Below are 24,754 nucleotides of genomic sequence, written 5' to 3' on the forward strand. Positions count from 1 at the left end.
TTTTGCGGGTTTAGTGCGCAACCGTCATCCGTAAAGTGTAGATCCCCAGGTTTTGCAGTGTTGCTACTGGCCCCTTCGCGAGCAAGCCCGCTTCCACAGGGGGACCACGGGGTACGCAAATCCAATGTGGGAGCGAGCCTGCTCGCGATGAGGCCGGCAAGATCACTGGAGATCCCAACCAGTGGTACTTGCATCTTCCCCACCCCGCCCGCATAAATTGCCCCATGAACCTGCCCATCCCCGCAGACAGTGCCCTGAATGGCTTCCACCCCGCCGTCAGCGCCTGGTTCAGCAGCACCTTCCCGACGGTCACCGCCGCCGAGGCCCGGGCGTGGCCGCTGATCCGCCAGCACCGTTCGACGCTGATCGCAGCGCCCACCGGGTCCGGCAAGACCCTCACCGCATTTCTCGCGGTCATCGACGATCTGGTTCATCGCGGGCTGGAAACTCCCGACGGGCTGCCCGACGAAACGCTGGTGATCTATGTCTCGCCGCTCAAGGCCTTGTCCAACGACATTCAGATCAACCTGCAAACCCCGCTGGCCGGCATCACCGAACAGCTGCGCGCGATGGGCCTGCCCGACCTGCGGATCAACACCGCCGTACGCACCGGCGACACGCCGCAAAAAGACCGCTCGGCCATGCGCAAGAGCGCGCCGCACATTCTGGTCACCACCCCGGAATCCCTTTACGTGCTGCTCAGCTCCGACTCCGGGCGCAAAATGCTCGGCACCACGCGCACAGTGATCGTCGATGAAATCCACGCCATCGCCGCGAGCAAACGCGGCAGCCACCTGGCCCTGAGCCTGGAACGCTTGCAGGCGTTGTGCCGCGAGCCGTTGATGCGCATCGGCCTGTCTGCCACACAAAAACCGATCGAGGCGGTCGCACGCTTTCTGGTCGGGCGTGATCGTGACTGCGAAATCATCGACATCGGCCACGCCCGCCCCCGCGACCTGGGCATCGAAGTGCCGCCGGTGCCGTTGTCGGCAGTGATGGCCAATGATGTCTGGGAACTGGTCTACGACCGCCTCGCCGCCCTCGCCCGCGAACACCGCACCACGCTGATTTTCGTCAACACCCGCCGTTTGGCCGAACGCCTGAGCCGGCATTTGAGCGAGCGTCTCGGCAAGGCCGCGGTCGCCGCCCACCACGGCAGCCTGGCCAAGGAATTCCGCCTCGATGCCGAACAGCGGCTCAAGCGCGGCGACCTGCAAGTGCTGATCGCCACGGCGTCGCTGGAACTGGGGATCGACATCGGCGATGTCGACCTGGTCTGCCAGATCGCCTCGCCGCGCTCGATTGCCGGGTTTCTGCAGCGGGTCGGCCGGTCCGGTCACCAGGTGGGTGGCACGCCGAAAGGCCGGTTGTTCGCCACCACCCGCGACGACCTGATCGAATGCACCGCCCTGCTCGACTGCGTGCGTCGCGGTGAACTCGACGTACTGCACATTCCCGTGGCACCGCTGGACGTGCTGGCCCAGCAGATCATTGCCGAAGTCAGTTGCCAGGAATGGCCGGAGCAAGCGCTGCTGGCACTGTTCCGCCAGGCCTCGCCCTACGCCAGCCTCGACGAACAGCATTATCAGGCGCTGCTGCACATGCTCGCCGAAGGCTACAACGGTCGCCAGGGCATTCGCAGCGCCTTCCTCCACCGCGACGCCGTGACCCGCACGTTGCGCGGTCGTCGGGGCAGCAAGCTGACCGCCGTCACCAGCGGCGGCACGATTCCGGACAACGCCGACTACAGCGTATTGTTGGAGCCCCAGGGGCTGAACATCGGCAGCGTCAACGAAGACTTCGCCGTGGAAAGCATCGCCGGCGATATCTTCCAGTTGGGTAATACCTCGTACCGAATCCTGCGCGTGGAAACCGGCAAGGTCCGGGTCGAAGATGCTCAGGGCCAGCCGCCGACCATCCCGTTCTGGCTCGGCGAAGCACCGGGGCGCAGTGCCGAACTGTCGTTCGCCGTGGCGCGCCTGCAAGCGCAACTCGACGACCTGCTCGGCGCCACGCCCGGCAACCTGCAACCCGCCTGCGACTGGCTGACCGACACGCTCGGCCTGGACCTCGCCAGCGCCGAGCAACTGGTGGATTACCTCGCCCGCGCGCGCCTGACGCTGGGCGCCCTGCCGTCCCGGGACACGCTACTGATGGAGCGTTTTTTTGACGAGTCCGGCGGCACGCAACTGATCATCCATACGCCGTTCGGCAGTCGCATCAACCGCGCCTGGGGTCTGGCCCTGCGCAAGCGTTTCTGCCGCACCTTCAACTTCGAATTGCAGGCCGCCGCCAGCGAGGATGCGATCGTGTTGTCGCTGTCCACCAGCCACAGTTTCGAGCTTGATGATGTCTGGCGTTATCTGCACAGCAACAGCGCCGAACACCTGCTGATTCAAGCGGTGCTTGAGGCGCCGCTGTTCGGTGTGCGCTGGCGCTGGAACGCCGGGGTCGCGCTGGCGTTGCCGCGTTACGCCGGCGGACGCAAGGTCGCGCCGCAGATCCAGCGGATGAAAAGTGAAGACCTGATCGCCAGCGTGTTCCCCGACCAGATCGCCTGTGTCGAAAACCTCGCTGGCGAGCGCGAGGTGCCCGAGCATCCGCTGGTGGAACAGACCCTCGATGATTGCCTCCATGACGCCATGGACTGTGAAGGCTGGCTGGCGTTGTTGCGGCGCATGGAGAATGGCGACGTGCGCCTGATCAGTCGCGACCTGCCGGCGCCTTCACCGCTGGCCGCGGAAATCCTCAGCGCCCGGCCCTACACCTTCCTTGACGATGCGCCGCTGGAAGAGCGCCGCACCCAGGCCGTGCTCAACCGGCGCTGGACCGATCCGCAATCCACCGACGACCTCGGCGCGCTGGACGCGGAGGCGATTCAGGCAGTGCGTGATGAAGCCTGGCCAGCACCGACTGGCGTCGATGAAATGCATGAGGCGTTGATGAGCTTGGCGTGCATCAGCGATGCCGAAGCACGCGCCAATCCACAGTGGCTTGATTGGCTGAGCGCGCTGGCCGAGGGTGGTCGCGCCACGCGCTTGCAGATCGATGCGGGAAACTCGTTGTGGCTGGCACTGGAGCGACTGACCTGCCTGCGGGCGATTTATCCACTGGCGAATTTCTTGCCAGCGCTGGAGCCGCTGCCGAGGTTCGATGAAGCCTGGGAGATCGACGAAGCGTTGCTGGAAGTCATCCGTGCGCGGCTCAGTGCGTTTGGTCCGCTGCCCCTTAATGAGATTGCCGAGCCGCTGGGATTACCGCCGCTGCAGGTCGCCCAGGCGCTGGCACAACTGGAGCGCGAAGGTTATGTGTTGCGCGGAAAATTCACGCCCGGCGCAGATCAGGAGCAATGGTGCGAGCGGCACCTGCTGGCGCGGATTCATCGCTACACGGTCAAGCGCCTGCGGCGGGAAATCGAGCCGGTGGCGCTGCAGGATTTCATGCGTTTCCTGTTTGACTGGCAGCACCTTTCGGCGGCGACTCAGGGCCAGGGCAGCGCCGTATTGCCGGCGATAGTCGGGCAGTTCGAAGGCTACCCCGCCGCCGCTTCGGCCTGGGACAGCGACCTGCTGCCTGCGCGGATAAAAGACTACTCGGCGAGTTGGCTGGATGACTTGTGCCGCAGCGGCAAACTGGTCTGGACGCGCCTGACCGCACACAGCGCCAGCACGGCGTTGCGCAGCACACCGATTGTGTTGCTGCCGCGCAGTCAGGTCGGACTGTGGAGCGGGTTGACCGAGCAAACGCCGGTCAGCGAACTGTCGCCGAAAACGCAGAAGGTTCACCAGGCCCTCAGCCAGCACGGCGCGCTGTTTTTCGATGAGCTCATTCATGAGGCGCATCTGCTGCGCACGGAACTGGAAATCGCGTTGCAGGAACTGGTCGGCGCCGGGCTGGTGAATGCCGACAGCTTTGCCGGCTTGCGCGCGCTGATCACCCCGGCAAGCAAACGCCAGGCGCGCAGCAGTCGACGTGGACGCGGGGCGTTTATCGGCGGCATGGACGATGCCGGGCGCTGGGCCCTGCTTCGGCGCGGGCCGCCCGCGCCGGTTGTGGATAAAAAACAGCCGACACCCAGTGACACCCTGGAACACATCGCGATGACCTTGCTACGCCGCTACGGCGTGGTGTTCTGGCGTTTGCTGGAGCGCGAAGCGGATTGGCTGCCGAGCTGGCGCGAGTTGCTGCGCACCTTTCATCGGCTGGAGGCACGGGGCGAGATTCGCGGCGGGCGGTTTGTCAGTGGTCTGGCCGGTGAGCAGTTTGCCTTGCCTGAGGCGATCCCGTTGCTGCGGGAAGTGCGGCGGCGGGCGCATGACGGGAGTCTGATTGCGGTGTGCGGGGTTGATCCGTTGAACCTGGCCGGCACGTTGTTGCCTGGCGCGAAAGTGCCGGCGCTGGCGAGTAATCGGCTGGTGTATCGGGATGGATTGCCGGTGGCGGCCGAGATCGCCGGGAAGCAGGTTTTCTGGGTGGAATCATCGATTGAAATACAAAGCAAATTGATCCGGCATTGAGGGTGTCCCGACCGCCCCCATCGCGAGCAGGCTCGCTCCCACAGGGGAATGCATTCCAAATGTGGGAGCGAGCCTGCTCGCGATGAGGCCGGCAGCATCCACACAAATCATTGGGGTCGCGGCTGATCCGGCAACAACACCGGCGAGTTCTCCGCTGCCAACGCCTCATCCTCCTGCCCGACACCCGCCTGCCGAGGCATCAAAACCTGCTGTGGATAAGTCTGCGCGAAATGCACCCACGGGCTGTTATCCACCAGCTTTTTCAACCGCTGGTTAAACGCCCGGCTCACCGCATATTGCCCACCCGACACCGTACGGAACTGCGCCGTCAGCACTACGCCGTTGAGGTCCATTTTGTCGACGCCAAACACATCCAGCGGCCCTTGCAGGTTGTACTTGAGAAACGCGTCTTCACGGATCGACTCCCCCGCCTCGCGGATCAGCTCGATTGCCTTGTCCACATCCGTGTCATAGGTGAACTGCACTGAGAAAAACGCATACGCAAATTGCCGCGACTGATTGGTGACGGCCTTGATCTGGCCGAACGGCACCGAATGCACAAAGCCCTTGCCGTCACGCAGGCGCAAGGTACGAATGGTCAGCCCTTCGACCGTGCCGGCATGCCCGGAATCGAGCACCACCCAATCACCGATCGACAGCGTGTCTTCGATGATGATGAACAGGCCGGTGATCACGTCCTGCACCAGTTGCTGCGAGCCGAAACCGATGGCCAGGCCGACCACCCCGGCACCCGCCAACAGCGGCGCGACATTGATCCCGAGGTTGGCCATGGTGGTGATCGCGCAGATCACCACGAGGATGATTTTGATCGCGTTGCGCAGCAGCGGAAGAATGGTTTTGACCCGCGTGCTGGGCTGGGTCGTGCGTTTGTTGATCGGTGGTTTCAGCGCTTCCTGAATCGCGGTATCGAGCACCACCCACAGCAACCATGTCACCAGAAAAATCAGGCCCATGCTGCTCAGCGACTCACTGATCGCCCGGCCGACCGAGTTGCGTTCGGCGAACTCGAACAGCGACACGCCCCAGATCCGCCCGAGGATTTCGATGAACGCCACCGCCATGACGATCCGCAACAGCGCATGCAGCAAACTGAGAAAGCGTTCCTTGTAGGCGCTGCTGCGCTGGAGCGCCTGGGCTTTTCGAGACTTGAACAGGTGCTGGAAAATCGTACTGAGGAACACCGTGGCGATCAGCAAAATCGTGGTGAACAACGCGCAGCGCAGCGCTTTCTGATTGTCCTCGCCGACGCCGATCAGGTTGATCGCCGAGACCATCACCATCAACAGAATCGGCCAGTACCAGAGCCCGGAAAAGATCCGCAGGGACTCCTGCAACGAAGGCTGTTTCAAGCGCTGCGCCAGCGAACGGTTGCGGATCAGGTGCGCCACCGGCCGGCGCAGGCGAATCACCAGCAAGCCAAAAATGATCGAGGCAAACAAACCGGTGAACACCGCTATGCTGCTGGTGATATTGCCGCCCAGTTGCCGGGCGATCTGCGGGCTGGTCAACGCGTCGCTGAGCGCGGCGAGGAAGCCGATCAGGAACAGCGGTTTGGGGCAATAGTCGCGGATGATCTGCACCGCCCGGCGCTTGTGGCCGGTGTTGAACATGACGATCACGCACAAGAACATCGACGTGGAAAAGATGCCGCTGCTGGTGGCGTAGGCGAAACACAGCGCCAGCGCCCGGCCCACGGAGTTCGGCAGGAAGTGGCTGACGTACAGGGTGAGCGGCAGGCAGATCATCGCCGGAATCGTGTACGGCAACAGGTAGCCGAGCAGATCCTGGCTGCGTTGATGTTTTCGAAAGAACCGCCCTTCGCTCAAGCGCCTGTCCAGCAGGCCGCCGAGCACCGTGAGCAAGGCAAACACGCCGAGCCAGACGCCGGACAACAACAGGAAATCGCCGGCCACGCTCATCGGTGAGCGAGACGACGGCTGATTCACCAGTTTGTCGACTTCATCCGCAGCCCTATCGGCCCGCAGGCGCCAGGCGTCGACCAGGTTTTCATTGAGATCGAGCTTGTCCTGAACGTCGTCGATGCTGGAACTGATAGCCCCGAGCAGACCGCCCTGGACCAGCGGCTCAGGCTTTGCCGGTTCTTCGGCAGCGGCGGGAACACCCGGCAGCGTGACGGCCTCCAGTTCGTTGCTGCCGAGAAACAGCAACGCCCCCAGTAACATCGCGGTCTTGAACTTGAGCAAAACGGGGAGCTCCTTGGCAAGGGTCTGTTAGGAACTGATTGATAAATGCCCGGCAAGTTCATCCAACGCCGGGATCTGCCCGAAACACCGCGTTGCCTGCATCGTCGGAACGCCGCCCGCAGCAAGCCGGCTCCTACAAAACTCAGATCTTCATACGACGCGGAACTGTAAGAGCCGGCTTGCCGGCGATGAGGCCCTCAAGAAAGGCGCTGCACTCGAGGCAGCCATCGCCGGCAAGCCGGCTCCTACAGGTTTGGTGCCGTACGAAATATCGGGGTTAACCACGTATTTGTAGGAGCCGGCTTGCTGGCGATGGGGCCCTCAAGAACGGCGCTGCACTCAAGGCCGCCATCGCCGGCAAGCCGGCTCCTACAGGGGATATTTGCTCGCAGGGCAAATATCAAATGCCCATACCTCTATTTTTCCGCACAACCCAAACCCCGACACTGCGCTCCATCAATCAACCCACCGGAGTTGCAGCCATGCCCATTGCCTTGCTCGCGCTGACCCTCAGCGCCTTCGCCATCGGGACGACCGAGTTCGTCATCGTTGGCCTGTTACCCACCATCGGCGCCGACCTTGGCGTCAGCCTGCCGTCCGCCGGTCTGCTGGTCAGCCTGTACGCCTTGGGTGTCGCCATCGGCGCGCCGGTGCTGACCGCCCTCACCGGCAAAGTGCCGCGTAAATTGCTGCTGTTGTCGCTGATGGTGCTGTTCACCCTCGGCAACCTGCTGGCGTGGAAAGCACCCAGCTACGAATCGCTGATCATCGCGCGGATCGTCACCGGCCTGGCCCACGGGGTGTTTTTCTCGATCGGTTCAACCATCGCCACCAGCCTGGTGCCGAAGGAAAAAGCCGCCAGCGCGATTGCGATCATGTTCACCGGCCTGACCGTGGCATTGGTCACCGGCGTGCCGCTGGGGACGTTCATCGGTCAGCATTTCGGCTGGCGTGAAACCTTCCTCGCCGTGTCGGCGCTGGGTGTGATCGCCTTCATCGGCAGCCTGCTCTACGTGCCGAAGAACATTGCCCACAGCAAACCGGCTTCGCTATTGCAACAATTGCAGGTGCTCAAGCAACCGCGTTTGTTGCTGGTGTATGCGATGACGGCGGTCGGGTACGGTGGTTCGTTCATCGCCTTCACGTTCCTGGCGCCGATTCTTCAAGACATCTCCGGTTTCAGCGCCAGCACCGTCAGCCTGGTGTTGCTGGTCTACGGCATCTCGGTGGCGGTGGGTAACATCTGGGGCGGCAAACTGGCCGACAAACGCGGCCCGATCAGCGCCCTGAAGATCATCTTCGCCCTGCTCGCCGCCGTACTGTTCGTGCTGACGTTCACCGCTGGCAATCCGTGGCTGGCACTGGCCACCGTGCTGGTCTGGGGCGCCGTTGCGTTCGGCAACGTGCCAGGTCTGCAAGTGTATGTGGTGCGTCAGGCCGAGCATCACACGCCGCAGGCGGTGGACGTGGCGTCCGGCCTGAACATCGCCGCGTTCAACCTCGGGATTGCCGGTGGCGCATGGGGCGGTGGCTTGATCGTCGCCCACATGGGCCTGATCCATACCGCATGGATCGGTGGCCTGGTGGTGCTGGTGGCACTGGCGCTCACCCTGTGGAGCGGTCGCCTCGACCGTCTCGGCCCGGTGTATGGCGAGCCGGCTGAAGGCTCCGCCCGTATCGTCGCCGGTCACTGATCCCCTGTAGGAGCGAGCTTGCTCGCGATGGTCGTTAACGATAACGCGTGTTTACTGACACCCAGCGTCGTTCTCCAAGCCATCGCGAGCAAGCTCGCTCCTACACTTCGACCGTTTGTAGTCCCGTCGAAACTTTCGCCGCTGCCCCGCAGTCATCCAAAGACAGGGCAACCGGGACCATCCGACGGGAGGCGACATGGCGGCGATTCACATTGGTATTTCTGGCTGGCGCTACACGCCCTGGCGGGGGGATTTCTACCCGGAGGGGCTGACCCAGAAGCGCGAACTGCAATTCGCCTCGCGGGCAGTGAACAGCATCGAAATCAATGGATCGTTCTACGCCCTGCAACGGCCTGAACGCTACGCCGAGTGGTACGCCGACACCCCGAGAGACTTCGTCTTCAGCCTCAAGGCCCCGCGCTTCATCACCCACATCAGACGCCTGCGTGACATCCACATACCCTTGGCCAATTTCTTCGCCTCCGGGGTACTCGAACTCAAGGAAAAGCTCGGGCCGATCCTCTGGCAGTTTCCGCCCAGTTTCAAATTCGACGCCGAGCTGTTCGAAAGCTTTCTCGAACAACTGCCCCACGATACCGAGCAGGCCACCGCCCTCGCCCACCAGCACGATTCGCACCTGCACGGCCACGCCAGCCTGAAGGCGTACAAGAAAAAGCCCGTACGCCATGCCGTCGAAATCAGGAACGACACCTTTATCGACCCGGCCTTTGTCCGTCTGCTGAAACGCCACAACGCCGCGCTGGTCATCGCTGACACTGCCGGAAAATGGCCCTATCGCGAAGACCTCACCAGTGACTTCGTTTACCTGCGCCTGCATGGCGCCGAAGAACTCTACGCCAGCGGTTACACCCCCGAAGCGCTGGATCGATGGGGCGATCGGATCGACGCCTGGCACCACGGCCGGCAACCGTCAGACCCGCACTTGATCGCGCCGCGACAAAAGCCCAGGGCGTGCAGATCCCGCGAAGTGTTCTGTTACTTCGACAATGACATCAAGGTCCGCGCGCCCTTCGATGCCCGCCGCTTGCTCGAGCATTTCCACCTCGACAAGGGCCTCGCCACCGCCCCCGGCGAACCCGCTGCCGAAGGAGTGCTGCCATGAATGGGCCCGAGCCGTTCAGCGCCACCGAGGATCAGCCACAGACCCTGGCTGCCGTGCGCCGTTTCACTGTGCTGACGGTCAACACCCACAAAGGTTTTACCGCGCTCAACCGGCGTTTCATCCTGCCGGAACTGCGTGAAGCGGTGCGCAGCGTGTCCGCCGACGTGGTGTTTCTGCAGGAAGTCCATGGCACCCACGAACACCATCCCCGGCGCTACAGCAACTGGCCGACGATGCCGCAGTACGAATTCCTCGCCGACACCCTGTGGCCGCAATTCGCCTACGGACGCAACGCGGTGTACCCGGCGGGCGACCACGGCAATGCGCTGCTGTCGAAATTCCAGATCATTCGCCACGACAACCTCGACATCTCGATCAGCGGCCATGAAAACCGCGGCCTCCTGCATTGCGTATTGCGCCTGCCCGGCGACGGCCCGGAAGTGCACGCCATTTGCGTCCATCTGGGGCTGCGCGAAACCCATCGCAATGAACAGCTGCAGCTGTTGCGCCAACGCCTGGAAGAATTACCCGACGATGCTCCGGTCATCGTTGCCGGCGACTTCAATGACTGGCGCCAGCGTGCCGATGCCCTGCTCAAACCCTGCGGTCTGCGCGAGGTATTCGCCGAACACCACGGCAAACCGGCGCGCAGTTTTCCGGCGCGCCTGCCAACGCTACGCCTGGACCGCATCTACGTGCGCAACCTCAAGGCCAGTCGCCCGCAAGTCCTGGCGGCGCGGCCCTGGTCCCACCTTTCCGACCACGCACCGTTATCGGTGGAGATCGAGCTATGAGCAGCGCACCGATGGAAAAAACCAGCGTGGAACACCTGTCCACCACCCCGCCGATCCGCGAGCCCGGCGTGGTCGACGTCGAGTACGGCTGGCAGGGCAACAACCGGGTGACACTGCTGGAAAACGGCGAGGCGTATTTCCCGCGGGTGTTCGAGGCCTTGCGCCAGGCCAAGACGGAAATCCTCCTGGAAACCTTCATCGTGTTCGAGGACAAGGTCGGCAACGAACTGCAGCAAGTGCTGATCGACGCGGCGCAACGCGGCGTGCGGGTCACCGCCAGCCTCGACGGTTTCGGCTGTGGCGAGCTGAGCACCGGCTACCTCACCGCGTTGAGCGAGGCCGGCGTGCACATTCAGATGTTTGACCCGGCGCCCAAGCACCTCGGCATTCGCACCAACTGGTTCCGGCGCCTGCACCGCAAGATCGTGGTGGTCGATGGCACGGTTGCATTCATCGGCGGGATCAACTTTTCCGCCGACCATCTGGCCGATTTCGGTCCAGAGGCCAAACAGGATTATTCGGTTGAAGTGCAAGGCCCGGCAGTGGCCGACATTCATCACTTTGCCCTGCTGCAAAGCGGTCGACCGGCGCGGGCCAAGTACTGGTGGCAGCGGCGTCGGCAACGCCGTTCCGAACTGGCCTTCAATGACCACGATGGCCAGGTGCGCCTGGTTTATCGCGACAACGGTGATCATCGCACCGATATCGAAGAGGTTTACCGACTGGTCCTGCGCACTGCCCAGCGCCGGGTGGTGATCGCCAACGCCTACTTCTTTCCGGGCTATCGCCTGCTGCGCGAGATCCGCAACGCCGCCCGCCGAGGCGTCGATGTACGGCTGATCCTGCAGGGGCAGCCGGACATGCTAGTGGCCAAACTGGCGGCGCGCATGACTTATGACTACCTGCTCAAGTCCGGCGTACAGATTCACGAATATTGCGAGCGCCCGTTGCACGGCAAGGTTGCGCTGGTGGACGAGGACTGGAGCACCGTCGGCTCAAGCAACCTCGATCCGCTGAGCCTGTCGATGAACCTCGAAGCCAACGTGCTGATCCGCGATCGCGCCTTCAACCGCGAACTGTTCGAGCGCCTCGAGGTGCTGAGCGACAACCACTGCAAAGCCATGTGTGCGGAAAAATCTCCCCGTGGACGGGTCTGGCACATGACGGTCGGTTTTCTGGTGTTTCACTTCCTGCGGCACTTCCCGGCGTGGGCCGGTTGGCTGCCGGCCCACAAGCCGCGCCTGAAGCCTTTCACTCACCTCGCCGGGGGTGATCGCCATGAGTCGCGTTGAAACACATTCACCGGCTCACGCCGACAGCCCGCATCACTCACGCTGGAGCCGCTGGAAAAAACCGCTGACGATGCTGTTTTTCCTCGCGCTGATCGTGCTGTTCACGATGCTCGCCCAGCGCATCGAATGGAACGAGGTGTTCGACACCCTCGCCGATTTCAAGGTGCGCACGCTGATCATCGCCTCCGGGCTGACGCTGGTGAGTTTTCTGGTGTACGCCTGCTTCGACCTGATCGGCCGCACCTACATCCGCCAGGACCTGACCTGGAAGCAGATCCTGCCGGTGGGCATCATCAGCTACGCGTTCAACCTCAACCTCAGCGCCTGGGTCGGCGGCATCGCCATGCGTTATCGCCTGTATTCGCGGCTTGGGGTGAGCAAAAGCAACATCGCGAAAATCCTCGGCCTGAGCCTGGCGACCAACTGGTTTGGCTACATGGTGATTGCCGGTGCGGTGTTCAGCAGCGGACTGGTGCGGATGCCGCCCGGCTGGAAACTGAGCAGTGGTGCGTTGCAGGGTGTGGGGATTTTGTTGCTGCTGGTGAGCGCGGGTTATCTCGCGGCTTGCCAGTTTTCCAAGCGCAGGGAATGGGCGATTCGTGGCGTCGAAATCAACTTGCCGTCCCTGCGCATGGCGGTACTGCAACTGGCGCTGGGTGCGCTGAATTGGTCGCTGATGGCCGCGGTGATTTTCACGTTGCTGCCGAGCAAACTGGATTATCCACTGGTGCTGGGGGTGTTGTTGATCAGCGCGATTGCCGGGGTGATTACGCACATTCCGGCGGGGCTTGGGGTGCTGGAGGCGGTGTTTGTCGCGTTACTGCAGCATGAGGCTTCGCGGGGAAGTCTGGTGGCGGGGTTGCTGGCGTATCGGGCGATTTACTTCATTTTGCCGCTGCTGATTACCCTGGTGATGTATTTGATTGTGGAGGCCAAGGCCAAGTCGCTGCGGATTGCCAAGAAACCTAAATAATCGTGGCGTTTACGAGGACGTCATCGCCAGCAAGCCGGCTCCTACAAGGTGTGCGCTAACCTGTAGGAGCCGGCTTGCTGGCGATTCGCAAAAGCACCACCGACGTTCAACTTGATTGGATAATGCTCAACCGCTCCCCAACCACCATCTCGGTAATCCAGTCCACCAGGATTGAGGTGTACGCCTGCTGCGACACCGGCTCGCTCAACGCGTGATCGGCGCCGTCGATGATCCGGTGGGTCAGCGAATGCGTCTGCTGGCACGCGGCGCGGTAACTCATGATCGTCGCGTGGGGCACGTAATCGTCAGTCTCGGATTCCACCAGCAACACATCCCCGGTGAATTGCGAACAGGCATGCAGCGCGCGGTTGCTGTCGGCGCGCACCAGCGTGCTGCGGTAATCGCGCAAATCGAGCTTGTCCAGTTCGCGCTTGGGCGTGTGCCATTGCTCGTCGCGGTACAGCGCCGGCACTCGCAACGCCAGCCAGCGCACGGGCCGCAATGAGGTCAGGATCGACGCCAGGTACCCGCCATAACTGGTGCCGACCACGGCAATCGCCGACGTATCGAGCGCCGGATGCGCCAGCAGTCGGTCATACGCCGCCAGCAGATCACGCAGGTTGTCCTCGCGGCTGACCCGCGTCAGCGGAATCCCGGTGCCGCCGGTATGCCCGCGCAAATCGAACGTCAGGCACACGCAACCCAGGCCGGCGATGCCTTTGGCCCGCTCAAGATCACGCTCCTGACTGCCGCCCCAGCCGTGCACGAACAGCACGCCGGGGACCTTGGATTTGGGGCTGAGAAAAGTCCCGCTCATCTGTTCATCGTCGATGTCGATCTGAATGGTTTCGCTTCTAGCCGTCATAGGAATTGACCGTCACGTACTTGAGGAGAAATTCACTGTTTTCCGCCGGGCCGCGGTACACCTCGATGGCGTCCGCCGGCAGCGGCTGATCGATGTAGGTTTCCACCGAGGAAACGCGGATCGCGCGCATTCCTGGGTCGTTGACGAAGCTCTGCAACGCCGCCACTTCGGCGCTGCTGGCACCGCCCATGCGCCAGGACTGCTCGAGCACGCCGCTGCGCGATTGACCGCTGCTGTCCAGGCCCTGGGCAATGTCGTAGTTGCGCCGCGACGCGTAGAAACCGGGGTAGGCTTCGTCCGCCGCACGGTCGAACACCTGCGCTTGGCGGATGGCCAGGCGCACGTCATCGGGCAGGTCCAGCGCCAGCAAATCGTCGTAGTCGCCTTGCACCACGAGCAGGTTGGACCCTCCATAAACCTGCTCGCCCCGGGCGTCGTCGGTCAAGTATTGATCACCGCAGTAACTCAGCAGTTTGTCGCCGATGAAGCTCTGGCCAACGCTGTGGGTCACCACCTCGCTCAGGTCCTGCTCAAGGACCACGCCTTCGTTGAACAGGGCTTTGGCTTCGGGCCTGGCGAGAATTTCGTCGAATTGGTCGAGACTTCGGATGACCTCCTGACCGCGGCCGGCGCAGGCGTGAATCGGCTTCAGGCGAATCGGCCCGCTGTAGAGCAAATGCTCCGCCGCCGGACGCGCATCGTCGAGGGAAAACACGCTCAAGCCATCGAGCACCACGTTGCGCACCTGCTCGGAAAACAAGGGCGACCAGCCCTGCGGCGCGAGAGCATTTTTATTGCGCAGGCCGTGGCTGATCGCTTTGGTGCAGATGAAATCATGCTCGACATAACCACCCCACAAATCCCCCGGCCCGCTGACGCCCAGCTTTCGCGCCGCCGCAGCGCCGACCACGGTTTGAGTAGGCAGCAGGTAAAGGTCGCGACCGCTGTGCCGATCGGGGTCAAAACTACCGCCGAACTTGAGCCCGAGGATCTGCGCCAGCCAGCGGGCCAGCGCGCGGTTGGTCTCGACCTCGTGCTGTGGCGCGTCGGGTCGCACGGAATGGGCGACCACCAGTTTCTTGCGGTTTGTTGGGGTCATGCTTCCCCCTTCAATCGGCGCTGGATGAATGTAGTGAAAGGGGTGCAGAGATCAGGCCAAGGACGCCTGAGTTGAAATAATCGACAATTCAAACAGTTGCCGAATCGGTGATAGCACTAAGCCTGCCTCATTCTGCACGACCGCCATTTCGCTCCCGGCATTTTGCACGACCGCAGTTCCCTTGTAGGAGCGAGCCTGCTCGCGATGAACCTGAGGGCGACGCTTTCATCCAGACAACATGCGTTATCGTTCACGCCCATCGCGAGCAGGCTCGCTCCTACAAGGATCGGGCTACGGCACCCGGTGAAACACCAAACCGCGTTCGATAATCACTCGGCGCCAGCCCGGTAATCTTCTTGAACGTCGCGCGAAAGGCGCTCGGGTCCTGATAGCCCACCGTCCAGGCAATGTGGTCGATGGTGCCGTTGGTGAATTCGAGCATTTCCCGAGCCTTGCCGACCCGCAGATGCTGGCAATACTCAGTGGGCTTCAACCCGGTCGCCGCGCGGAACCGGCGCAGGAAGGTGCGCTCTTCCAGCCCTGCCCGCTCGGCCATTGTCGTCAGCGACACCTCGGTCGCGCCGGTGCTTTGCAGCCAGTGCTGGACCTTGAGAATCGACGCGTCGCCATGGCTGAGAATCGGCGAAAAATTGCTGCCGCATTCGCTCGCGCTGTCGCTGTGTTCCACCACCAGGAATCGCGCGGTGCCGGTGGCGATGCTCGGCCCCAGCAAGCGGTCCACCAGGCGTAAACCCAGCTCGGACCAGGCCATCAGCCCGGCGGTGGTAATCAGGTCGCCGTCATCGACGATCGGTGTATCGGCCTTGAGCTTGATTGCTGGATAACGCTCGGCAAAGGCCTTGGCCGAGGTCCAGTGGGTGGTGGCGCTGCGACCGTCGAGCAAGCCGCTTTCGGCCAATAGAATCGAGCCCACGCACACGCCGCCGAGCGTCGCGCCTTGTGCATGTTGCTGACGAATCCAGCTCAGCAAGCCCTCGGGCGCCTGGCCTTCGGAAAAACCGCCAATTGACGGCGGGATCAGCACCGCCACCAACCCGCCATCCAGCGCGGGATGACTGTCATAGATGCGTTCGGGTGCCTGATCGCCATTGACCTGCCAGTGGCTGACCCGCAGCAGCGGCAACTGCGCCGACTCATGCTCGGCGGCAATCCGGTTCGCCACGCTGAACAAGTCGGTCAAACCGTGCACCGCCGCCATCTGTGCGCCGGGATAAATCAGCACGCCCAGTTCGGCGATTGTCCTTTGTGCTTCCATTGTCAGTTTTCCCCCTGCAATTGTCGGTGCGGCCAATCCTCGCGCGGGCCGCCAGAGCCAATACTTCATTCCACACCAACACACACTTCGAGGAAACAGTCATGGCCAAGCAAGCACTCATCGTAGTTGATATCCAAAACGACTACTTCCCTCAGGGCAAGTGGCCGCTGGTCGGCGCCGACGCTGCTGCGGACAACGCCGTACGTCTGCTCAAAGCCTTTCGCGATGCTGGTGATTCGGTGGTGCACATTCGCCACGAATTCACTTCCGAGGAAGCGCCCTTCTTCACCCCAGGTTCCGAAGGCGCGAAGCTGCACCCCAAAGTTCTCAACCGCGCCGATGAGCCGGTGGTGCTCAAGCATTTCGTCAACTCGTTCCGCGAAACCGAACTGCAGTCGATTCTCGACGAGCAAGGCATCAAGGAGTTGGTGGTGGTTGGCAGTATGAGCCACATGTGTGTCGACGGTATCACCCGCGCCGCCAACGACCTCGGCTACAGCGTCACGGTGATTCATGACGCCTGTGCCTCACGTGACCTGGAATTCAACGGTCTCACCGTGCCGGCCGCCCACGTTCACGCCGCCTTCATGTCGGCATTGGGATTTGCCTATGCCAACGTGGTGTCCACCGACGAGTTCCTGGCGGGTTGACCTGCGCATTCCCCCTGTAGGAGCGAGCCTGCTCGCGAAGGACGAAAACGATAACGCGAGCGTCGTCCAAACGTTTTTCGCGAGCAGGCTCGCTCCTACAATGGGTCGGTGTGCGCTTTCTGCTTTTTTTGCCCGCTGCCGTGCATCGGGCATTGCGCAGAAACAGGTCTAAACCTGATCGACGACCTGACAACCACAAGACTTACCGCTGAAAAGCCGGATAATGGCGGCCAAATCGTCTAGCCGCTATCTGGTAATCCCCCATGGAAATCAAGGTCAACTTTCTCGACAACCTTCGGCTTGAAGCCAAGTTCGATGACTTCACGGTGGTGGCCGACCAACCTATCCGCTACAAGGGCGATGGCTCGGCACCGGGCCCGTTCGACTACTTCCTGGCTTCGTCGGCGCTATGTGCGGCGTACTTCGTGAAGTTGTACTGCAGCACGCGCAATATCCCCACGGATAACATTCGCCTGTCGCAGAACAACATTGTTGACCCGGAAAACCGCTACAACCAGATTTTCAAGATTCAGGTCGAGTTGCCTGCGGACATCTCCGACAAGGACCGCCTGGGCATCCTGCGTTCCATCGACCGTTGCACCGTGAAAAAAGTGGTGCAGGCCGGGCCTGAATTTGTGATCGAAGAGGTGGAAAACCTCGACGCCGACGCCCAGGCGTTGCTGATGCCTGCCTCCACTTCAGACGCCAGCACTTACATTGCGGGCAAGGACCTGCCGCTGGAGCAGACCATCGCCAACATGTCGGCGATTCTGGCGGACCTGGGCATGAAGATCGAAATCGCCTCGTGGCGCAATATCGTGCCCAACGTGTGGTCGCTGCATATCCGCGATGCGCATTCGCCGATGTGCTTCACCAACGGCAAGGGTTCGACCAAGGAAAGCGCGCTGGCGTCGGCGCTGGGCGAGTTCATCGAGCGGCTCAACTGCAACTTCTTCTACAACGACCAGTTCTGGGGCGAAGACATCGCCAACGCGGCGTTCGTGCACTACCCGGACGAGCGCTGGTTCAAGCCTGGGCGCAAAGACGCGCTGCCGACTGAAATTCTCGACGAGTACTGCCTGAAGATTTACAACCGCGACGGCGAGCTGCGCGGCTCCCATCTGATCGACACCAACTCGGGCAACGAAGAGCGCGGCATCTGCTCGCTGCCGTACGTGCGTCAGTCGGACGGCGAAGTGGTGTATTTCCCATCCAACCTGATTGAAAACCTGTTCCTGAGCAACGGCATGAGTGCCGGCAACACCTTGGCCGAGGCCCAGGTGCAGTGCCTGTCGGAGATCTTCGAACGCGCGGTGAAACGCGAAATCATCGAAGGTGAATTTGCCCTTCCGGACGTGCCGACCGAGGTGCTGGCGAAATACCCCGGCATACTGGCCGGTATCCAGGCGCTGGAGGAACAGGGTTTCCCGGTGCTGGTGAAGGACGCGTCCCTGGGTGGCGAATTCCCGGTGATGTGCGTCACCCTGATGAACCCGCGTACCGGCGGTGTGTTCGCCTCGTTCGGCGCGCACCCGAGCCTGGAAGTGGCGCTGGAACGCAGCCTCACCGAGCTGCTTCAGGGCCGCAGCTTCGAAGGCCTCAACGACTTGCCTCAGCCGACGTTCGAAGGGCATGCGGTGACCGAGCCGAACAACTTCGTCGAGCACTTCATCGACTCCAGCGGCGTGGTGTCGTGGCGCTTCTTCAGTTCCAAATCGGACTACGAATTCGTCGAGTGGGACTTCTCCGGCCAGGGTGAAAACTCGAACGCCGAGGAAGCCGCGACCTTGTTTGGCATTCTCGAAGGCATGGGCAAGGAAGTGTACATGGCGGTCTACGAGCATATCGGCGCGACCGCCTGCCGCATCCTGGTGCCCGACTACTCGGAAATTTATCCGGCAGACGACCTGATCTGGGACAACACCAACAAGGCGCTGTTTTTCCGCGAAGACATCCTCAACCTGCATCGCCTGGACGAAGCAGAACTGCAAGCGCTGGTCGAGCGTCTGGTGGAAAGCGAGCTGGACGACTACACCGACATCACCTCCTTGATCGGCATCGAATTCGATGACAACACCGCCTGGGGTCAGTTGACGATCCTGGAGTTGAAACTGCTGATTTATCTCGCCCTGCAACAATTCGAAGAGGCGAAAGAAGCGGTGGAAATGTTCCTGCAGTACAACGACAACACGGTTGAGCGCGGCTTGTTCTACCAGGCCGTCAATGTGGTGCTGGAGATGAAGCTGGACGAAGACCTGGAGCTGGAAGACTACGAAGCCAACTTCCGTCGGATGTTCGGCAACGAGCGGACAGATGCGGCAATCGGCTCGGTGGAAGGCACCGTGCGTTTCCATGGCTTGACGCCGACCAGCATGAAACTGGAGGGGCTCGACCGGCATCTGCGTCTGATCGACAGCTACAAAAAACTGCACGCGGCGCGGGCCGCGGTAACCACGTCATCCCGCTGAGCGCAAATCTGTAGGAGCCGGCTTGCTGGCGATGGTGGAGGTTCAGTCAACCTGCTTATTGACTGAATGGACGCCATCGCCAGCAAGCTGGCTCCTACAAATTAATGTACAAAAGAAAACCCCCGACCAGTCCAGAGGACTGATCGGGGGTTTCGAGGTTAAACCTTACAAAGGTCTAAGCCATATCCTAGAACGGGATATCGTCATCAAAGCTGTCGAAATCCGGAGCCGGCTGCGGGGCGGCCTGCTGTGGAGCCGGGCGCGACTGTTGCGGAGCCGACTGCTGCGGACGCGGAGCCTGTTGACGTGGCGCCGGGGCGGACTGCTGGTAGTTATTGCCCCCGCCTTGTTGGTCGCCCTGTTGTGGACGGCCACCCAGCAGCTGCATGGTGCCTTGCATGTCGACCACGATTTCGGTGGTGTAACGCTTGATACCGTCTTTTTCCCACTCGCGGGTCTGCAGCTTGCCTTCGATGTAGACCTGCGAACCTTTACGCAAGTATTCGCCGGCGATTTCCGCCACCTTGCCGAACATCGATACACGGTGCCATTCGGTCTTCTCGACCTTCTGACCGGTTTGCTTGTCGGTCCACTGTTCGCTGGTCGCCAGACTCAGGTTGGTCACGGCGTTACCGTTAGGCAGGTAGCGAACTTCGGGATCCTGGCCGCAAGTGCCGACCAATATGACTTTGTTAACCCCACGGGCCATAACGTTCTCCTAGGCTTCGCACGCTGCCCCGGCCGGGTTGTTCACCAGGCGCTCGAGGGTAGTGCGATCCAATAGTTCGGTGTCCAATTTGATGTAAATCGCCGCTTCATCCGCGATGATCACTGCATCTGTTACCCCTACAACGGCCATGAGGCGCTCGACCAGACCCGCTTCGCGGATCGCCTCGGGCGACAACGGCAAGCGCAGGCTCGTCACGTAGGGAGGTTCGCGCATGGTAACAGCAAAGGCCAGCCAGAGGGCAGCCAGGCCGGCGCATCCGAGGAAGACAACCGACAGGCCGCCATGCTGGAACATCCAGCCGCCGAGTATCCCGCCCAGTGCCGATCCGAGGAATTGGCTGGTGGAATAAACCCCCATCGCAGTGCCCTTGCCGCCCGCCGGTGAAACCTTGCTGATCAGCGATGGCAACGAAGCTTCCAGCAAGTTGAACGCGGTAAAGAACACCACCGTCCCGATCACCAGAGCCCGCAAGCTATCGCCGAACTGCCAGAAGAATAGCTCAGTGAGCATCAGCGTCAGCACTGCGCCCAACAAAACTCGTTTCATTTTGCGTTTCTTCTCGCCGTAGATAATGAACGGGATCATGGCGAAGAAGGAAATCAGCAGCGCAGTGAGGTAGACCCACCAATGCTGCTCCTTGGGCAGCCCGGCTTTTTCCACCAGGGCCAGCGGCAGTGCAACGAAGCTCGACATCAACATCGCGTGCAACACAAAAATACCCAGGTCCAGACGCAGCAGGTCCGGGTGCTTGAGCGTCGGCATCAGCGCCTGGCGCGCGACACCGGATTCACGGTGCTGCAACGGCCCGGTGGCACGCGGCACCATGAACATCACGATCACAATGCCCACCAGCGCCATGCCACCCGTGGCGAGGAACAACCCGGACAAACCGAAAGCGCGGGTCAGCAACGGTCCTACGACCATGGCGACCGCGAACGACAGGCCGATCGTCATGCCGATCATGGCCATGGCTTTGGTCCGATGCTGCTCGCGGGTCAGGTCAGACAGCAACGCCATGACCGCTGCGGAAATCGCCCCGGCGCCTTGCAGGATTCGTCCGGCGATTACGCCCCAGATCGAATCGGCGTTGGCTGCCAGCACGCTGCCGAGGGCGAAGACGATCAGCCCCAGGTAAATCACCGGCCGGCGGCCGATGCGGTCGGAAATGAAACCGAAGGGAATCTGGAAAATCGCCTGGGTCAGGCCATAAGCGCCAATCGCCAGCCCGATGAGGGCCGGGGTCGCTCCTGCCAGATCCATCCCATAGGTCGCCAATACCGGCAACACCATGAACATGCCAAGCATACGGAAGGCGAACACGAGGGCCAGACCGCTTGCCGCGCGGGTCTCACTGCCACTCATGCGTTCGCTGTGGGGATCGTGCATGGAAAAACCTCATGTGAACCGGCGGCGATTCTACCAGTCCCATCGATTGACAGGGTATATCGCGACGCTTTGACGCGCTCCGCTGACAGACTCTTCATGTAAGTCAGCCATCCACTCGTTTGATAGTGTGCATCCATCCAGTATTTGGCCGTATACTCCTACGTTTTCGACGCCCGCCAAGCGAGGCCACTTTTGGACAAGATCCTGATTCGTGGGGCCCGGACCCACAACCTGAAGAACATCGACCTGACCCTGCCACGGGACAAACTGATCGTCATCACCGGCCTGTCCGGATCCGGCAAATCGTCCCTGGCCTTCGACACGCTGTACGCCGAAGGCCAGCGCCGCTATGTCGAGTCGCTGTCGGCCTATGCCCGGCAGTTTTTGTCGATGATGGAAAAACCTGACGTCGACACCATCGAAGGCCTGTCGCCAGCCATTTCCATCGAGCAGAAGTCGACCTCGCACAACCCGCGTTCGACCGTCGGCACCATCACCGAAATCTACGATTACCTGCGCCTGCTGTACGCACGCGTAGGTATTCCGCGCTGCCCGGATCACGACATTCCGCTGGAAGCGCAGACCGTCAGCCAGATGGTCGACCTGGTCCTCGCCCAACCGGAAGGCAGCAAGCTGATGTTGCTGGCCCCGGTGATCCGCGAGCGCAAGGGCGAACACCTTTCGGTCTTCGAAGAACTGCGCGCGCAGGGTTTCGTCCGTGCCCGGGTCAACGGCAGGATCTGCGAGCTGGATGAGCTGCCGAAGCTGGATAAGCAGAAGAAGCATTCGATCGATGTGGTCGTCGACCGCTTCAAGGTCCGTGCCGATCTGCAACAGCGCTTGGCCGAATCCTTCGAGACCGCGCTGAAACTGGCCGACGGCATCGCCCTTGTGGCGCCAATGGACGACGAACCGGGTGAAGAGATCATCTTCTCCGCGCGCTTCGCCTGCCCGATCTGCGGCCACGCCATCAGCGAGCTGGAACCCAAGCTGTTCTCTTTCAACAACCCGGCCGGCGCCTGCCCGACGTGCGATGGCCTGGGGGTTAAGCAGTTCTTCGACATCAAGCGACTGGTCAACGGCGAACTGACTCTGGCCGAAGGGGCGATTCGCGGCTGGGACAGGCGCAACGTCTATTACTTCCAGATGCTCGGGTCGCTGGCGGCTCACTACAAGTTCAGCCTGGAAGTGCCGTTCAACGAACTGCCGGCCGATCAGCAGAAATTCATCCTGCACGGCAGCGGATCGCAAAACGTCGACTTCAAATACCTGAACGACCGGGGCGATATCGTCAAACGCTCGCACCCGTTCGAAGGCATCGTGCCGAACCTGGAACGCCGCTACCGCGAAACCGAGTCCGCCTCGGTGCGTGAAGAGCTGGCCAGGTTCCTCAGCACCCAGCCTTGCCCGGATTGCCGCGGCACCCGCCTACGTCGTGAGGCGCGGCATGTGTGGGTCGGCGAGAAAACACTGCCGGCGGTGACCAATCTGCCGATTGGCGATGCCTGCGACTATTTCGGCGTGCTGAAACTGACCGGACGTCGTGGCGAGATTGCCGACAAGATCCTCAAGGAAATCCGCGAGCGCCTGCAGTTCCTGGTCAACGTAGGCCTCGACTATCTGTCTCTGGATCGCAGTGCCGACACGCTGTCGGGTGGTGAAGCACAGCGGATTCGTCTGGCCAGTCAGATCGGTGCCGGTCTGGTGGGCGTTCTGTATATCCTCGATGAGCCTTCGATTGGCCTGCATCAGCGCGATAACGATCGGTTGCTGGGCACGCTCAAGCACCTGCGCGATATCGGCAACACGGTGATCGTGGTCGAGCATGACGAGGACGCCATTCGCCTGGCGGACTACGTCGTGGATATCGGCCCGGGCGCCGGCGTGCACGGCGGGCATATCGTCGCCGAAGGTACTCCGGCGGAAGTGATGGCTCACCCCGACTCGCTGACCGGCAAGTACTTGTCAGGCCGGGTGAAGATTGCCGTTCCGGCCAAACGCACACCGCGCAACAAGAAGCTGTCGCTGTCCCTCAAGGGCGCTCGCGGCAACAACCTGCGCAATGTCGATCTGGAGATCCCGATTGGCCTGCTGACGTGTGTCACCGGCGTGTCCGGTTCGGGCAAGTCCACCCTGATCAACAACACGCTGTTCCCCTTGAGCGCTACGGCACTCAACGGTGCCACGACGCTGGAGGCCGCGGCTCACGACAGCATCAAGGGTCTGGAGCACCTGGACAAGGTCGTCGACATTGACCAGAGCCCGATCGGTCGCACCCCTCGCTCCAACCCGGCGACGTATACCGGGCTGTTCACGCCGATTCGCGAACTGTTCGCCGGCGTGCCGGAATCCCGCTCGCGCGGTTACGGGCCGGGGCGTTTCTCCTTCAACGTGAAGGGCGGCCGCTGCGAGGCCTGCCAGGGCGATGGCCTGATCAAGGTTGAAATGCACTTCCTGCCGGACATCTATGTTCCGTGCGACGTCTGCAAGAGCAAGCGCTACAACCGCGAAACGCTGGAGATCAAGTACAAGGGCAAGAGCATCCACGAGACCCTCGAAATGACCATCGAGGAAGCCCGGGTGTTCTTCGACGCAGTACCGGCGCTGGCGCGCAAGCTTCAGACGTTGATGGATGTCGGCCTTTCGTACATCAAGCTGGGACAATCGGCGACCACGCTGTCCGGCGGTGAAGCACAGCGGGTGAAGCTATCCCGTGAGCTGTCCAAGCGTGACACCGGCAAGACGCTGTACATCCTCGATGAGCCAACCACCGGTTTGCACTTCGCGGATATCCAGCAACTGCTCGACGTGCTGCATCGACTGCGCGACCACGGCAACACCGTGGTGGTGATCGAGCACAACCTGGACGTGATCAAGACGGCCGACTGGCTGGTGGATCTGGGGCCGGAAGGCGGTTCCAAAGGCGGACAGATCATTGCCGTCGGTACGCCGGAAGAGGTTTCCGAGATGAAGCAGTCTCACACCGGTTACTACCTCAAACCACTGCTGGCTCGCGACCGGGACTGAATCAGGCCCATGAAAAAGCCCCTGTCACTTTGTCGGTGACAGGGGCTTTTTTGTATCGGGAGCAATCAAGCGTGAGATTGCAGGTAATTCTCAAGACCGATCAACTTGATCAGACCCAACTGCTTCTCGAGCCAGTAAGTGTGATCTTCCTCGGTATCGTTCAGCTGAATACGCAGCATCTCGCGGCTGACGTAGTCCTTATGCTTCTCGCAGAGCTCGATGCCCTTGCACAGTGCGGCGCGGACTTTGTATTCCAGGCGCAGGTCTGCAGCGAGCATGTCCGGCACAGTCGTACCGACATCGAGATCATCCGGACGCATGCGTGGCGTACCTTCCAGCATCAGGATTCGGCGCATCAACGCATCGGCGTGACCTGCCTCCTCTTCCATCTCGTGGTTGATTCGTTCGTAGAGCTTGGTGAATCCCCAGTCCTCATACATCCGCGAGTGAACGAAATATTGATCACGCGCGGCCAGTTCGCCGGTCAGCAACGTGTTGAGGTAATCGATTACGTCTGGGTGGCCTTGCATCGCCCTACATCTCCCTGCTTGAAAGTCTGTAGTTTGAACCAACATGACTATCAGGTCACTCACTTGACGCGATAAAAGCGAAGATATTCTGAGAAAAGTAGTTTA

Annotated in this window: 16 protein-coding genes; 9 read left to right on the forward strand and 7 right to left on the reverse strand. The window is 61.6% G+C overall.

Annotated features, from left to right (window positions below; all coding sequences use genetic code 11):
• The first annotated feature begins 224 nt into the window (after nt 1-224).
• Nucleotides 225-4,517, forward strand: coding sequence for a DEAD/DEAH box helicase (locus ACF6ZU_RS09470; RefSeq protein ID WP_392891818.1), 4,293 nt, complete (start codon nt 225-227; stop codon nt 4,515-4,517).
• A gap of 107 nt (nt 4,518-4,624) precedes the next feature.
• On the opposite strand, the gene ACF6ZU_RS09475 is transcribed toward ACF6ZU_RS09470, so the two are convergent.
• A complete protein-coding gene (locus tag ACF6ZU_RS09475) occupies nt 4,625-6,742 on the reverse strand; it encodes a mechanosensitive ion channel family protein (protein WP_392891819.1) in 2,118 nt (705 codons plus the stop codon).
• A gap of 482 nt (nt 6,743-7,224) precedes the next feature.
• Here ACF6ZU_RS09475 and ACF6ZU_RS09480 point away from each other — a divergent pair, with 482 nt between their 5' ends.
• The 5 genes from ACF6ZU_RS09480 to ACF6ZU_RS09500 all read left to right on the forward strand — a co-directional run bounded on the left by ACF6ZU_RS09480 (nt 7,225) and on the right by ACF6ZU_RS09500 (nt 12,618).
• Nucleotides 7,225-8,436 carry an MFS transporter gene (locus tag ACF6ZU_RS09480; RefSeq protein WP_392891820.1) on the forward strand — a complete coding sequence of 404 codons (1,212 nt, stop codon included), beginning with the start codon at nt 7,225-7,227 and terminating at the stop codon, nt 8,434-8,436.
• A 196-nt stretch (nt 8,437-8,632) separates the two neighbouring features.
• Entirely contained in the window at nt 8,633-9,559 is a 927-nt protein-coding gene (locus ACF6ZU_RS09485; protein WP_392891821.1) for a DUF72 domain-containing protein, read from the forward strand.
• Nucleotides 9,556-10,353 carry an endonuclease/exonuclease/phosphatase family protein gene (locus ACF6ZU_RS09490; RefSeq protein ID WP_392891822.1) on the forward strand — a complete coding sequence of 266 codons (798 nt, stop codon included), beginning with the start codon at nt 9,556-9,558 and terminating at the stop codon, nt 10,351-10,353. Before ACF6ZU_RS09485 ends, ACF6ZU_RS09490 begins: the two co-directional genes overlap by 4 nt.
• Nucleotides 10,350-11,645, forward strand: a complete 1,296-nt coding sequence (gene clsB, locus ACF6ZU_RS09495) for a cardiolipin synthase ClsB (RefSeq protein WP_392891824.1) — start codon at nt 10,350-10,352, stop codon at nt 11,643-11,645. Before ACF6ZU_RS09490 ends, clsB begins: the two co-directional genes overlap by 4 nt.
• Complete coding sequence (locus ACF6ZU_RS09500; protein ID WP_392891826.1) at nt 11,632-12,618, forward strand: lysylphosphatidylglycerol synthase domain-containing protein; 987 nt, start codon at nt 11,632-11,634, stop codon at nt 12,616-12,618. The genes clsB and ACF6ZU_RS09500 overlap by 14 nt, the downstream gene beginning before the upstream one ends.
• Nucleotides 12,619-12,724: 106 nt before the next feature.
• On the opposite strand, the gene ACF6ZU_RS09505 is transcribed toward ACF6ZU_RS09500, so the two are convergent.
• The 3 genes from ACF6ZU_RS09505 to ACF6ZU_RS09515 all read right to left on the reverse strand — a co-directional run bounded on the left by ACF6ZU_RS09505 (nt 12,725) and on the right by ACF6ZU_RS09515 (nt 15,858).
• Nucleotides 12,725-13,483: an alpha/beta hydrolase family protein gene (locus tag ACF6ZU_RS09505; RefSeq protein ID WP_392891828.1), complete on the reverse strand. Its 759-nt coding sequence runs from the start codon at nt 13,481-13,483 to the stop codon at nt 12,725-12,727.
• Nucleotides 13,473-14,582: a DUF3182 family protein gene (locus ACF6ZU_RS09510; protein ID WP_392891830.1), complete on the reverse strand. Its 1,110-nt coding sequence runs from the start codon at nt 14,580-14,582 to the stop codon at nt 13,473-13,475. Before ACF6ZU_RS09510 ends, ACF6ZU_RS09505 begins: the two co-directional genes overlap by 11 nt.
• A 277-nt stretch (nt 14,583-14,859) precedes the next feature.
• Nucleotides 14,860-15,858: a GlxA family transcriptional regulator gene (locus ACF6ZU_RS09515; protein ID WP_392891832.1), complete on the reverse strand. Its 999-nt coding sequence runs from the start codon at nt 15,856-15,858 to the stop codon at nt 14,860-14,862.
• Nucleotides 15,859-15,959: 101 nt separating this feature from the next.
• Here ACF6ZU_RS09515 and ACF6ZU_RS09520 point away from each other — a divergent pair, with 101 nt between their 5' ends.
• Entirely contained in the window at nt 15,960-16,508 is a 549-nt protein-coding gene (locus ACF6ZU_RS09520; protein ID WP_392891834.1) for a cysteine hydrolase family protein, read from the forward strand.
• A 263-nt stretch (nt 16,509-16,771) separates the two neighbouring features.
• Nucleotides 16,772-18,976: an OsmC domain/YcaO domain-containing protein gene (locus ACF6ZU_RS09525; RefSeq protein ID WP_392891836.1), complete on the forward strand. Its 2,205-nt coding sequence runs from the start codon at nt 16,772-16,774 to the stop codon at nt 18,974-18,976.
• A 187-nt stretch (nt 18,977-19,163) separates the two neighbouring features.
• Here the strand turns inward: ACF6ZU_RS09525 and ACF6ZU_RS09530 are convergent, their stop codons facing one another.
• Both ACF6ZU_RS09530 and ACF6ZU_RS09535 read right to left on the reverse strand, forming a co-directional pair.
• Complete coding sequence (locus ACF6ZU_RS09530; RefSeq protein ID WP_046028847.1) at nt 19,164-19,685, reverse strand: single-stranded DNA-binding protein; 522 nt, start codon at nt 19,683-19,685, stop codon at nt 19,164-19,166.
• Nucleotides 19,686-19,694: 9 nt separating this feature from the next.
• Nucleotides 19,695-21,092: an MFS transporter gene (locus ACF6ZU_RS09535; protein ID WP_392891839.1), complete on the reverse strand. Its 1,398-nt coding sequence runs from the start codon at nt 21,090-21,092 to the stop codon at nt 19,695-19,697.
• 192 nt (nt 21,093-21,284) lie between these two features.
• Here ACF6ZU_RS09535 and uvrA point away from each other — a divergent pair, with 192 nt between their 5' ends.
• Complete coding sequence (uvrA, locus tag ACF6ZU_RS09540) at nt 21,285-24,119, forward strand: excinuclease ABC subunit UvrA (RefSeq protein WP_392891841.1); 2,835 nt, start codon at nt 21,285-21,287, stop codon at nt 24,117-24,119.
• Between the two features lie 65 nt (nt 24,120-24,184).
• On the opposite strand, the gene bfr is transcribed toward uvrA, so the two are convergent.
• Complete coding sequence (gene bfr, locus ACF6ZU_RS09545; RefSeq protein WP_392891843.1) at nt 24,185-24,649, reverse strand: bacterioferritin; 465 nt, start codon at nt 24,647-24,649, stop codon at nt 24,185-24,187.
• Nucleotides 24,650-24,754: the final 105 nt, after the last annotated feature.

It is taken from the genome of Pseudomonas migulae (assembly GCF_043225285.1).
GTDB classification, from domain to species: domain Bacteria; phylum Pseudomonadota; class Gammaproteobacteria; order Pseudomonadales; family Pseudomonadaceae; genus Aquipseudomonas; species Aquipseudomonas migulae_C.